General features: G+C 71.1%; 8 protein-coding genes. 7 read left to right on the forward strand and 1 reads right to left on the reverse strand.

All coding sequences use genetic code 11. The features are described from left to right. The first annotated feature begins 69 nt into the window (after nucleotides 1-69). The 5 genes from ACRWND_RS12380 (at nucleotide 70) to ACRWND_RS12400 (ending at nucleotide 9,412) form a co-directional block, all read left to right on the forward strand. Nucleotides 70-906, forward strand: coding sequence for a DsbA family protein (locus ACRWND_RS12380; protein WP_431948761.1), 837 nt, complete (start codon nucleotides 70-72; stop codon nucleotides 904-906). 129 nt (nucleotides 907-1,035) lie between these two features. Then, a complete protein-coding gene (gene lgt / locus ACRWND_RS12385; RefSeq protein ID WP_431948762.1) occupies nucleotides 1,036-2,121 on the forward strand; it encodes a prolipoprotein diacylglyceryl transferase in 1,086 nt (361 codons plus the stop codon). Nucleotides 2,122-2,310: 189 nt separating this feature from the next. Beyond that, the gene (locus tag ACRWND_RS12390; RefSeq protein WP_431948763.1) at nucleotides 2,311-3,084 is read left to right on the forward strand and encodes a VIT1/CCC1 transporter family protein; all 774 of its coding nucleotides are present in this window, start codon (nucleotides 2,311-2,313) and stop codon (nucleotides 3,082-3,084) included. A 288-nt stretch (nucleotides 3,085-3,372) separates the two neighbouring features. Continuing rightward, nucleotides 3,373-7,959, forward strand: a complete 4,587-nt coding sequence (gltB, locus tag ACRWND_RS12395; RefSeq protein WP_431948802.1) for a glutamate synthase large subunit — start codon at nucleotides 3,373-3,375, stop codon at nucleotides 7,957-7,959. After that, nucleotides 7,952-9,412: a glutamate synthase subunit beta gene (locus tag ACRWND_RS12400; protein WP_431948764.1), complete on the forward strand. Its 1,461-nt coding sequence runs from the start codon at nucleotides 7,952-7,954 to the stop codon at nucleotides 9,410-9,412. Before gltB ends, ACRWND_RS12400 begins: the two co-directional genes overlap by 8 nt. Nucleotides 9,413-9,883: 471 nt before the next feature. On the opposite strand, the gene ACRWND_RS12405 is transcribed toward ACRWND_RS12400, so the two are convergent. Continuing rightward, nucleotides 9,884-10,951, reverse strand: a complete 1,068-nt coding sequence (locus ACRWND_RS12405; RefSeq protein WP_431948765.1) for a hypothetical protein — start codon at nucleotides 10,949-10,951, stop codon at nucleotides 9,884-9,886. A 153-nt stretch (nucleotides 10,952-11,104) separates the two neighbouring features. On the opposite strand from ACRWND_RS12405, the gene ACRWND_RS12410 reads away from it, so the two are divergent. Next, nucleotides 11,105-11,323, forward strand: coding sequence for a hypothetical protein (locus tag ACRWND_RS12410; RefSeq protein WP_431948766.1), 219 nt, complete (start codon nucleotides 11,105-11,107; stop codon nucleotides 11,321-11,323). 38 nt (nucleotides 11,324-11,361) lie between these two features. After that, entirely contained in the window at nucleotides 11,362-13,191 is a 1,830-nt protein-coding gene (locus ACRWND_RS12415; protein WP_431948767.1) for an alkyl/aryl-sulfatase, read from the forward strand. Nucleotides 13,192-13,286: the final 95 nt, after the last annotated feature.

A 13,286-nucleotide genomic window follows, 5' to 3' on the forward strand; every position in this document is an offset into this window, starting at 1 on the left:
CTCACTCTTCCGGGGGAAACATGGGCCGGGGGTACGCGCGAGCGTGCCCCCGGTTCGTTGTCCCTGGGTGTGAGCGAGAAGAACCGTGAAGGAAAGCGCACTGCCCGGGAACGGCTGCAGGAGCAGCGCGCCCACGACCAGCGCCGGCAGAAGCGCAAGAGGACGCTGATCGTCGCGGGCTCCGTCGTGGGCGTCCTGGCGATCGGAGCGGTCATCGGAGTGGTCGTGTCGGGCAGCGACGGCGGCAGCGGTGCGGGAGCCCCGGCCGTCACCCCGGCGGGCGCGACCGGCAAGGACAAGCTGGCCCTTCCCAACGGCGCGAGCGACGCGCCGTCCACCCTGACCGTGTACGAGGACTTCCGCTGCCCGGCCTGCGCGGCCTACGAGAAGGAGCTCCGCGACACCGTCCACGGCCTCCAGGACGACGGGCAGCTCAAGGTCGAATACCACCTCGTCCGGCTCATCGACGGGAACCTGGGCGGCAAGGGCTCGCTCAACGCCGCCAACGCCGCGGCCTGCGCGCAGGACGAGGGCAAGTTCCGCGCCTTCCACGACGTCCTGTACGAGAACCAGCCGGAGGAGACCGACGACCGCTTCGCGGACAAGAACTTCCTGCTGGAACTGGCGGGCAAGGTGCCGGGCCTCAAGAACTCCGCCTTCACCACCTGCGTGAAGGACGGCACGTACGACGACTGGGTGAACGCCAACAACGAGGCCTTCGGAGCCGCCGGCTTCAACTCCACGCCCACCATCCTGCTGGGCGGCACCAACCTCCTCGCCCAGGGGCAGCCCAACCTGACCGCGGACCGGCTCAAGCAGCTGGTCACCGAGGCCAACAAGGGCAAGAAGCCCGGCACCGAGACCCAGGGCGCCACCCCGCCGAGCGCCTCGGACTCGCCGGGATAGGCGAGCGGCCCGGCCGCCGCCGGGGGCCCGCCGTGGCCCCGCGGACCGGCTGAGAGCGCCGCCTGTTATCCAGCCGTTGCCGGGCGGGTCCCCGCCGCAGCCGCCCGGCACGGTAGCGTCGGAGGTGCCATGGAACTCGAACTCGCATTCATTCCCAGCCCGTCGCGTGGGGTCATCCACCTGGGCCCCATCCCTCTGCGCGGCTACGCCTTCTGCATCATCATCGGTGTCTTCGTGGCCGTGTGGCTCGGAGGCAGGCGATGGGCCGCCCGCGGCGGACTGAAGACCACGGTCGCGGACATCGCCGTCTGGGCGGTTCCGTTCGGCCTGGTCGGAGGCCGCCTCTACCACGTGATCACCAGTTACGAGCTCTATTTCGGCGAGGGCAAGGACTGGGTCGGCGCGTTCAAGGTCTGGGAGGGCGGCCTCGGCATCTGGGGCGCCATCGCCCTGGGCGCCCTCGGCGCCTGGATCGCGTGCCGGCGCCGCGGCATCTCGCTGCCCGCGTACGCCGACGCAGTGGCGCCCGGCATCGCTTTCGCCCAGGCCATCGGCCGCTGGGGCAACTGGTTCAACCAGGAGCTCTACGGGCGTCCCACCGATCTGCCCTGGGCGCTGAAGATCGACAGCGTCCACCGGCCGGCCGACAGCCTGGACGTCGCGACCTACCATCCGACCTTCCTGTACGAGTCGCTGTGGTGCGTCGGCGTCGCCCTGCTGGTCATCTGGGCCGACCGGCGCTTCAAGCTGGGCCACGGCCGCGCCTTCGCGCTCTATGTCGCGGCCTACACCGTCGGGCGCTTCTGGATCGAGTACCTGCGCGTCGACGACGCACACCATGTGCTCGGCCTTCGGCTGAACGACTGGACGTCGATCCTGGTCTTCGTCGCCGCCGTGGCCTACATCGTGGTCTCGGCGAAGCTGCGACCGGGGCGTGAGGAGGTCGTCGAGCCCGCGGCCGTCGCTGCGGGCGGGGCCTCCGGGGAGGACGCGGGCCCCGACGAGGCCGACGCCGAGGTGGACGACGCCAAGGTGGCCGACGCCGAGGTGGCCGACGCCAAGGTGGCCGACGCCGAGGTGGACGACGCAGAGAAGGTCGTCGCCAGGGTGGCCGACGCCGAGGTGGACGACGCCGAGGACGCGGGCGGGAAGGACGGCAAGGACGCCGCTCCCGTCCCCGTCGACGCCGAGGCCAAGCCCGCCAAGAACCTCTGACGCCCGCGTGGCGCGTTCCGCGGCCGCCGTCACCGCCTGGTGGCCGCGGCCGCGGCGTTTCCCGCCGACGGCGTTTTCGCAGGTAAGGCAGGCTTTCCTTGCTGGAAACGCAGGAAATTCGAGCGTACGGTCGAGGCGTTCGGGGGAGCGGGGCGGGGAGCGCCGTCCCCGGAAAGGAGCGTCTCGACCATGTCGTCAGCCGTGGAGCACACCGCACTGGGCACCTCCCCTGAGCGGAAGCCGGGGGAGGACGACCAGGCCGCGCCGTACCATGTGGCGCACCACACCCACCGGGACGTGAACGGCTGCTGGCTGAGGCCGGCCGTGTTCGGGGCGATGGACGGTCTGGTGTCGAACCTGGCGCTGATGACCGGCGTCGCCGGCGGCAACATGGCCCCCTCCGCCATCGTGGTCACCGGATTGGCGGGGCTCGCGGCGGGTGCCTTCTCGATGGCCGCGGGCGAGTACACCTCGGTCGCCTCCCAGCGGGAGCTGGTCCAGGCGGAGCTGGCCGTCGAGCGGCTGGAGCTGCGCCGCAACCCCCAGGACGAGCTGCGCGAACTGGCCGCGCTGTACGTCGCCCGGGGCGTCGAGCCGGAGCTGGCCGAAGAGGTGGCCCGGCAGATGTCCCGTGATCCGGAGCAGGCCCTCGAGATCCACGCCCGCGAGGAGCTGGGCGTCGACCCGACCGACCTGCCCTCGCCGCTGGTCGCGGCCGGTTCCTCGTTCCTGTCCTTCGGCATGGGCGCCCTGCTGCCGGTGCTCCCGTACCTGTTCGGTGCGACGGTGGTCTGGCCCGCGGTGCTCGTCGCCCTGGCCGGCCTCTTCCTCTGCGGGGCCGCTGTGGCGCGTGTGACGGCGCGCAGCTGGTGGTTCAGCGGACTGCGGCAGCTCGTCTTGGGCGGAGCCGCCGCCGGGGTTACCTTCGTTCTGGGCGCGTTGTTCGGCACCGCCGTCGGCTGAGCAGCCGGCCGGACGAACAGCCGCCCGTCGCAAGCCACGTGTTAACCGCTCGTTTCAGCGCGACTGATTAAGGGCATCAGTCTGTGGCCGCGGGCAGTGTCGCCTGCGTCTCACGTGAGCGATGCTGGCCCTGAACTGCCTGCTCGTAGCGTTGCTTAGTCCACATGATGGAACTGGCTATCCACTTTTCGGCCATCCGGCCATCATGTAACCTGCACGAAATCGCAGAGGGCCAACGTCGTCCCTAGTGCGCATGTCATATGCCAGATGACGACGACGGGAGAGCCGATGCGTTCCGCGTCCACGCACCCCCAGGCCACCGGCTCCGGTTCCGGACGGTCGCGCATGGACGGGCGTCCCGCCCCCCAGGGGATGTACGACCCCCGCAACGAGCACGACGCCTGCGGCGTCGGCTTCGTGGCCACCCTCACAGGCGAGGCGGACCACGCGCTCGTGAAGCAGGCGCTGACCGTGCTGCGCAACCTGGAGCACCGGGGAGCCACGGGCTCCGAGCCGGACTCCGGCGACGGCGCGGGCATCCTGATGCAGGTCCCGGACGCGTTCCTGAGGGCGGTCGCCGACTTCGACCTGCCCGCCGCCGGCGCGTACGCGGTCGGCACGGCCTTCCTGCCCGTCGAGGACGAGGACCGCCGCAAGGCCGTCGAGTCCATCGAGCGGCTGGCCGTCGAGGAGGGCCTCGCCGTCCTCGGCTGGCGCGAGGTGCCGACATGCCCCGACGATCTCGGCGCCACGGCGCGCTCGACGATGCCGCGCTTCGCCCAGCTCTTCGTCGCGGACGCGGAGGGCACGCGCTCCGGCATCGACCTCGACCGCCCGGCCTTCGTGCTGCGCAAGCGCGCCGAGCGCGAGGCGGACGTCTACTTCCCGTCGCTGTCGGCGCGCACGCTCGTCTACAAGGGCATGCTCACCACCGGACAGCTCGAGCCCTTCTTCCCGGACCTGTCCGACGAGCGCATCGCCACCGCGATCGCCCTGGTGCACTCCCGGTTCTCCACCAACACCTTCCCCAGCTGGCCGCTGGCCCACCCCTACCGCTTCGTCGCCCACAACGGTGAGATCAACACCGTCAAGGGCAACCGCAACTGGATGCGGGCCCGCGAGTCGCAGCTCGCCTCGAAGCTCCTGGGCGGGGACCTGGAGCGGATCTTCCCGGTGTGCACCCCGGACGCCTCCGACACGGCGACCTTCGACGAGGTGCTGGAGCTGCTCCACCTGGGTGGGCGCTCGCTGCCGCACAGCGTGCTGATGATGATCCCCGAGGCGTGGGAGAACCACGACTCCATGGACCCGGCCCGCCGCGCCTTCTACCAGTACCACTCCACGCTGATGGAGCCCTGGGACGGCCCGGCCTGCGTGACCTTCACCGACGGCTCCGTCGTCGGAGCCGTCCTGGACCGCAACGGCCTGCGCCCCGGTCGCTACTGGGTCACCGACGACGGCCTGGTCGTGCTCGCCTCCGAGTCCGGCGTGCTGGACGACGTCGCCCCGGACCGGGTCGTGCGCAAGGGCCGGCTGCAGCCCGGGAAGATGTTCCTGGTCGACACGGCCCGGCACCGGATCATCGAGGACGACGAGATCAAGGCGCAGCTCGCCGCCGAGCACCCCTACGAGGAGTGGCTGGACGCGGGCCTGATCCACCTCAACGACCTGCCCGAGCGCGAGCACATCGTGCACACCCACGCCTCGGTCACCCGCCGCCAGCAGACCTTCGGGTACACCGAGGAGGAGCTGCGGATCATCCTGGCGCCCATGGCCAAGACCGGCGGTGAGCCGCTGGGGTCCATGGGCACCGACTCGCCGATCGCGGCGCTGTCCGAGCGCCCCCGGCTGCTCTTCGACTACTTCACCCAGCTGTTCGCGCAGGTCACCAACCCGCCGCTGGACGCCATCCGCGAGGAGCTGGTCACCTCCCTGATCAGCGCCGTCGGCCCGTCCGGCAACTTGCTGGAGCCCTCGCCGGCCTCCTGCCGCAACATCACCCTGCCGTTCCCGGTGATCGACAACGACGAGCTGGCCAAGCTCATCCACATCAACGCCGACGGCGACCTGCCCGGCCTCAAGGCCGCGACCCTGTCCGGCCTGTACCGGGTCTCCGGCGGCGGCGAGGCGCTGGCCGCGCGGCTCGCCGAGATCTGCGCGGAGGCGGACGACGCCATAGAGGACGGCGCCCGGCTGATCGTGCTCTCCGACCGGCACTCGGACGCCGAGCACGCGCCGATCCCGTCGCTGCTGCTGACCTCCGCCGTCCACCACCACCTCATCCGCACCAAGCAGCGCACCCAGGTGGGCCTGCTGGTCGAGGCCGGCGACGTGCGCGAGGTGCACCACGTCGCGCTGCTCATCGGCTACGGCGCCGCGGCGGTCAACCCCTACCTCGCGATGGAGTCGGTCGAGGACCTGCTGCGCGCGGGCACCTTCATCTCGGGCCTCGAGCCCGAGGTCGCCATCAGGAACCTGATCAAGGCGCTGGGCAAGGGCGTGCTGAAGGTGATGTCCAAGATGGGCATCTCCACCGTCGCCTCCTACCGCGGCGCGCAGGTCTTCGAGGCCATCGGCCTGGACGCCGACTTCGTCGACACCTACTTCCACGGCACCACCACCAAGATCGGCGGCGCCGGGATCGACGTGATCGCCAAGGAGGTCGCGGCCCGGCACGCCAAGGCCTACCCCGCCTCCGGCATCGCCCCGGCGCACCGCCGCCTGGAGATCGGCGGCGAGTACCAGTGGCGCCGCGAGGGCGAGCCGCACCTGTTCGACCCGGAGACGGTCTTCCGGCTGCAGCACGCCACCCGCTCGCGCCGCTACGACATCTTCAAGCAGTACACGGACCGGGTGAACGAGCAGTCCGAGCGTCTGATGACGCTGCGCGGCCTGTTCCGGCTCAAGGACGGCGAGCGCGCCCCGATCCCGGTCGACGAGGTCGAGCCGGTCTCCGAGATCGTCAAGCGCTTCTCCACCGGCGCCATGTCGTACGGCTCCATCTCGCGTGAGGCGCACGAGACGCTGGCCATCGCGATGAACCAGCTGGGTGGCAAGTCCAACACCGGCGAGGGCGGCGAGGACCCGGACCGCCTGTACGACCCAGCGCGCCGCTCCGCGATCAAGCAGGTGGCCTCCGGCCGCTTCGGCGTCACCTCGGAGTACCTGGTCAACGCCGACGACATCCAGATCAAGATGGCCCAGGGCGCCAAGCCCGGCGAGGGCGGCCAGCTGCCCGGCCACAAGGTCTACCCGTGGGTGGCCAGGACCCGGCACAGCACCCCCGGCGTCGGCCTGATCTCGCCGCCGCCGCACCACGACATCTACTCCATCGAGGACCTCGCGCAGCTCATCCACGACCTGAAGAACGCCAACCCGCGGGCCCGCATCCACGTGAAGCTGGTCTCCGAGGTCGGCGTCGGCACGGTCGCGGCGGGCGTCTCCAAGGCGCACGCGGACGTCGTGCTGATCTCCGGCCACGACGGCGGCACCGGCGCCTCCCCGCTGACCTCGCTGAAGCACGCGGGCGGCCCCTGGGAGCTGGGCCTGGCCGAGACCCAGCAGACGCTGCTGCTCAACGGGCTGCGCGACCGCATCGTGGTGCAGACCGACGGCCAGCTGAAGACCGGCCGCGACGTCGTCATCGCCGCCCTGCTGGGAGCCGAGGAGTTCGGCTTTGCGACCGCCCCGCTGGTCGTCTCCGGCTGCGTGATGATGCGGGTGTGCCACCTGGACACCTGTCCGGTCGGCATCGCCACCCAGAACCCGGTGCTGCGCGAGCGCTTCTCCGGCAAGGCCGAGTACGTGGTGAACTTCTTCGAGTTCATCGCCCAGGAGGTCCGCGAGCTCCTCGCCGAGCTGGGCTTCCGCTCGATCGAGGAGGCCGTCGGCCACGCCGAGCTGATCGACGCCACCGCCGCGGTCGACCACTGGAAGGCCCAGGGCCTGGACCTGGCCCCGCTCCTGCACGTGCCCGAGCTGCCCGAGGGCGCGGCCCTGCACCGCACCACCGACCAGGACCACGGCCTGGAGAAGGCGCTCGACAACGAGCTCATCGCGCTCGCCGAGGACGCCCTGGTGGGCGGCGACCCCGTCCGCGCCCAGGTCAAGGTCCGCAACGTCAACCGCACGGTCGGCACCATGCTCGGCCACGAGGTGACCAAGAGGTACGGCGGCGCGGGCCTGCCCGACGACACCATCGACATCACCCTGACCGGCTCGGCCGGCCAGTCCTTCGGCGCTTTCCTTCCCAGGGGCATCACGCTCCGCCTGGAGGGCGATGCCAACGACTACGTCGGCAAGGGCCTGTCCGGCGGCCGGGTGATCATCCGTCCCGACCGGGGCGCCGACCACCTGGCCGAGTACTCGACCATCGCCGGCAACACCATCGCCTACGGCGCCACCGGCGGTGAGCTGTTCCTGCGCGGCACCACCGGCGAGCGCTTCTGCGTCCGCAACTCCGGCGCCACCGTCGTGTCCGAGGGCGTGGGCGACCACGGCTGCGAGTACATGACCGGCGGCCGCGCGGTCGTCCTCGGCCCGACGGGCCGCAACTTCGCGGCCGGCATGTCCGGCGGCATCGCGTACGTCCTCGACCTCGACCCGCGCAACGTCAACACCGGAATGGTGCAGGTCGAGGAACTGGACGCCGACGACATCAAGTGGCTGCACGACGTGGTGCGCCGCCACCAGGAGGAGACCGGCTCCACCGTCGCCGAGCGCCTGCTCGCCGACTGGGGCCGCACCCTCACCCGCTTCGGCAAGGTCATGCCGAGGGACTACAAGGCAGTGCTCGCCGCCAAGTACGCCGCCGAGCAAGCCGGGCTCTCCGAGTCCGAGACCGTCGCGAAGATGATGGAGGCGGCACATGGCTGACCCGAAGGGCTTCCTCACCACGCCCCGCGAGACCGCTCCGACCCGTCCGGTCGAGGAGCGCAAGCAGGACTGGAACGAGGTCTACGTTCCGGGCGGGCTGCTGCCGATCATCACCAAGCAGGCCGGACGCTGCATGGACTGCGGCATCCCCTTCTGCCACAACGGCTGCCCGCTGGGGAACCTGATCCCCGAGTGGAACGACTACGCCTACCGCGAGGACTGGAAGGCCGCCAGCGAGCGCCTGCACGCGACCAACAACTTCCCGGAGTTCACCGGCCGCCTCTGCCCGGCGCCGTGCGAGTCGGCCTGCGTGCTCGGCATCAACCAGCCCGCGGTGACCATCAAGAACGTCGAGGTCACCATCATCGACAAGGCCTGGGACCACGGGGACGTCACCCCGCAGCCCCCGGACCGGCTCTCCGGCAAGACCGTCGCCGTCATCGGCTCCGGGCCCGCGGGCCTGGCCGCCGCCCAGCAGCTGACCCGGGCGGGCCACACGGTCGCGGTGTACGAGCGGGCCGACCGCATCGGCGGTCTGCTGCGCTACGGCATCCCCGAGTTCAAGATGGAGAAGCGGCACATCAACCGCCGCATCGAGCAGATGCGCGCGGAGGGCACCAAGTTCCGCACCGGTGTCGAGATCGGCCGCGACCTGGACGGCGCCACGCTGCGCAAGCGGTACGACGCCGTCGTCATCGCCGCCGGCGCCACCCAGTGGCGCGACCTGCCGGTCGAGGGACGCGACCTCAAGGGCGTCTACCAGGCCATGGAGTACCTGCCGCTGGCCAACAAGGTGCAGGAGGGGGACTACGTCGCCCCGCCGGTCTCCGCCGAGGGCAAGCACGTGGTCGTCATCGGCGGCGGCGACACCGGCGCCGACTGCGTCGGCACCGCGCACCGCCAGGGCGCTCGCTCGGTCACCCAGCTGGAGATCATGCCGCGTCCGTCGGACGACCGCCCGGCGCACCAGCCTTGGCCGACCATGCCGATGACCTACAAGGTCACCTCCGCCCACGAGGAGGGCGGCGAGCGGGTCTACGCCGTCAACACCGTGCGGTTCGAGGGCGACGAGGACGGCAACGTCAAGGCGCTGCACCTGGTCGAGGTCGAGTTCCAGGACGGGAAGTTCGTGCCGCAGGCCGGCACGGAGAAGGTCATCCCGGCCGAACTGGTCACCCTCGCCATGGGGTTCACCGGCACCGACCAGAAGAACGGCCTGGTCGAGCAGCTGGGCCTGGAGCTCGACGCACGCGGCAACATCGCCCGCGACAAGGACTTCGCCACCAACGTGGACGGCGTCTTCGCCGCCGGTGACGCGGGCCGCGGCCAGTCGTTGATCGTGTGGGCCATCGCCGAGGGCCGTTCCGCCGCCCGCGCGGTGGACCACTACCTCACCGGCGCGAGCGTCCTGCCGGCCCCGATCCGCCCGACGGATCGCCCGCTGACGGTCTGACCCCGTCACCTCGCAGACGTCCCGTACAACGGCGTACGGAACGGAACGCGGCGCCCGCCCCCACCCGACCGGGGGCGGGCGCCGCAGTGCGTTCCGCCCGGAACCGTGCTCCCTCCGCCGACCGACGGGGTTCCTGGGCGTGCTCCGCGGCATCGCACCGCCGCGCCCGGATTCGGCCTGGGAGTCGGTCACAAAACGATCACGGTCGCGGTGATGATCTCCCGCAGGCCCGGGCCGCACGTGAAGCTTGATCCCCTCCGGGCGCAGGGCCACGAGGGGCCGGCGAGGCCGACCGGGTCTGCACACCGGTTCGAGCATCGGGGACTGATTCTGCTCACGGAAATCGACAGCAGATGTTCAGCGATGTGGACAGCACCCTGGCGCGCTTCTTGTTCGATAGACGCCAGGCCCGAGTCCCGACTTCTGGCCGAGGCAGCAGCCGACGCCGAGCGGTGGCGCCGGGCGAGCGGGTCAGGACGTCCAGCAGGTGGAGGTGAACCAGGTCTGGACCTCGTCGGCGGACAGCACACCAGTCAGTTCGGCCGTCCCGGGGAGCATCGGGAAGAACCGGTCGGCGTTCCAACTGCGCGGATACATCGGCTCGTCCAGCACGAGTAGGCGGCGTCCCTCCACAACGGGGATGTCGTCGGGTAGTCCCTCGTTCCAGATCCGCTCTCCGTCCGGGGCGAGGAGTTCAAAGGCCCCGGTCGCGACGGTCCCGGTGCGCCCCTGGGCGGGCTCGGGGTCCGTGGCCAGGCGGACGCTCTCTGCCGACGGTGCGGTGCCGGGTACGTGACCGCCGCCGACGAGCACGTGGGCGAGCAGCGTGTGCAACTGGAAGTTGTCCCCGATGCCGCTGATGCGCACTTCGAACCCGGTTCCGGTGGGCCGGTGCAGCACCACCAGGGGCTCGTCGTCCAGGATCGCCAGCGCGTAGGCCAGGCACTTGAGGTCGTGCCGCTCCAGGGCCGCCAGGTTGCGACAGGCGGGGAGGAGCGTGGATGCGTGCCGACGGCGCACCTCGGTGCTGCGGCACAGCACGGCCAGCGCGGGGGGTTGCCACTGCTCGACCGAGCACCAGGCCAGCGCCAACCGCAACGCCTCGTGCGCCTCACCACCCAGCCGGGCCATCAGCGCGTCGTCGATGATCTTCTCGTCGGCCTCTGGCAGTTCGTCCCCGGCACCGCCGGCGGCGGCCCAGCGGCGGGCGAACTCCAGGGCATCGAGCAGGTCCCGATGGGTGCCATCGAGGACCGGCTCCGCACAGGCCACCGGATCGGCACCCCGTTCCACGCAGAAGCCGGCCATCGTCGCCAGCGTCGGGCGCGGACCGGTGGGCGGAAAGGCGGGGAGTAGCGCGGCCAACCGGGGTCCCACCGCCACGCATTCAGTGTCCGTCGCCGACTGCAGACCACTCGCTGCCGCGTTGAACGCACGTTCGGTGCGGCCACCGTCGCGAGCGGCCACTGCCTGCTCCAGCTCTGAGATGACGGCGGCCAGGTCTGCGGCGTTCTGCTTCCTTCTGAAGATCACCGGCACACCTTAGGCGCGAGGCCTGATAGGTGTCATCAGGCCAACGGCGTTCGAAGATTCCGGACCGCTCCGTGCTATCGAAACTGGTGAACATGTGCTGCCGGTTCTCGTGGACAAAGTCCCCGTGCCGATGGTGGCGGCACCGGACTCCTCGCGGCTGTGCTGGTCAGTGCGGAGATCGGCCGCTGGCGTCGCGCCCGCGTGGTGCGGATCGGCGCCGCAGCAGTGGCATCCCTGATCGTCGTGGGCGTCTGCACGGTCTCGGCCGTGCCGCCCGGGACTGACTGGAAAGGCGACCCGCTGCTGCGAGCCCGTACGGACCCGCCCGGGACGGTGAAGGCGGGAAGGGGGGAACCGCGCCGCTGGTGGCGCACCTGAACGTGACAATTCAGGCGGAACGCTGACATTGTGTCGTCATGACGGCTCTCGCACCCGGCGCACCCGAGGACACGACGGACTTCGCCGATGCCGACCGGGGATTCCTCGGCGCCCTCACCCCCGGCCGTGTCACCGACAGCGACGGCCGGGTCGTCTGGGACGGTGACGCCTACTCCTTCCTCCAGGGCCCGTGCCCCGACACGGCGCACCCCGGCCTGTGGCGGCAGAGCCGGCTCGCCTCCAAGCAGGGTCTGTTCGAGGTCGTCGAGGGCGTCTACCAGGTGCGCGGCCTGGACCTGTCGAACATGACCCTGGTCGAGGGCGACCGCGGCGTCATCGTCATCGACCCCCTGCGCTCCGCCGAGTGCGCCGCCGCCGCCCTCGCCCTCTACCGCGAGCACCGGGGGGACCGGCCGGTCACCGCCCTCATCTACAGCCACTCGCACGTCGACCACTTCGGCGGCGCCCGCGGCGTCCTGCCCTACGGGCACGACCCGGTGCCCGTCCTCGCCCCGGCCGGCTTCCTGGAGCACGCCGCCGGCGAGAGCGTCGACGCCGGGGTCGCGATGACCCGCCGCGCCGTGTACATGTACGGCTCCGAACTGCCCAAGGGCCCCGCCGGGCAGATCGGCTGCGGCCTCGGCCAGACCGCCTCCACCGGCACCGTCACCCTGATCCCGCCGACCGTGCACGTCACCCGCACCGGCCAGGACGAGACGATCGACGGCGTCCGGATGATCTTCCAGCTCACCCCGGGGGCCGAGGCGCCCGCCGAGATGAACTTCCACCTCCCCGCCAAGCGGGTGCTGTGCATGGCGGAGAACGCCACCCACACCATGCACAACGTCCTGACCCTGCGCGGCGCGCAGGTACGCGACGCCCGGCTGTGGGCGCACTACCTCAACGAGGCCCTCGTCCTCTTCGGCAACGCCTCCGACGTCGTCATCGCCTCCCACCACTGGCCGACCTGGGGGCGCGAGGGCATCCACCGACTCCTGTCGTGCCAGCGCGACCTGTACGCCTACCTCCACGACCAGACCCTGCGGCTGATCAACCGCGGCCTCACCGGCACCGAGATCGCCGAGGAGCTGACCCTGCCCCCCGCCCTGGAACGGCTGAGCTCCAACCGCGGGTACTACGGCTCCCTCAGCCACAATGTGAAGGCCGTCTACCAGCGCTACATGGGCTGGTTCGACGGCAACCCGGCCCACCTGTGGCAGCACCCCCCGGTGGCGGAGGCCCGCCGCTACGTGGACTGCCTCGGCGGCACCGACGCCACCGTCGCCAAGGCCAGACAGTACGCCGAGTCGGGCGACCCGCGGTTCGCCGTCACCCTGCTGAACCACGCCGTCTTCGCCGACCCCGGGCACGCCTCCGCGGCGGAGGAACTGGCCCTGCTCTACGAGCGCCTGGGACACGGCTGCGAGAACGGCCCCTGGCGCAACTTCTACCTGATGGGCGCCCAGGAACTGCGGCAGGGCGTCACCCGGACCGCCGTTCTCATCGCCAACCCGGACGTGATGGCCGCCCTCAGCGTCGACCAGCTCATCGACGCCCTCGCCATCCGTGTCAACGGCCCCAAGGCGTGGGACGTCCACCTCACCATCGACTGGCGGCTCATCGACGAGCACCGCACCTGGCACCTGACCCTCTCCAACGGCGCCCTCACCTACTTCTCCACCCAGGACGGGCGCCCCGCCGTCCGGCACGCCGACCTGACGCTCACCCTCACCCGGCCCGAGCTGCACCGGCTCCTCGCGGGGGGCCGTCTCGAGGGCGTCGAGCACGAGGGGGACCTGAAGGTCGTCGCGACCCTCGTCGGGCTGCTGGACACCGCCGACCAGAATTTCCCGATCGTCACACCGTGACGATCGGTGAACGGGCCGCACAAGAAGGTGCGGTGCTCCGTTCGGAGTGATCCGTGCGCGGCCGGCTCCTTCCCCCGGCGCGTGCCCCTAGGGTG

It is taken from the genome of Actinacidiphila sp. bgisy167 (assembly GCF_965342175.1).
Taxonomy (GTDB): Bacteria; Actinomycetota; Actinomycetes; order Streptomycetales; family Streptomycetaceae; genus Actinacidiphila.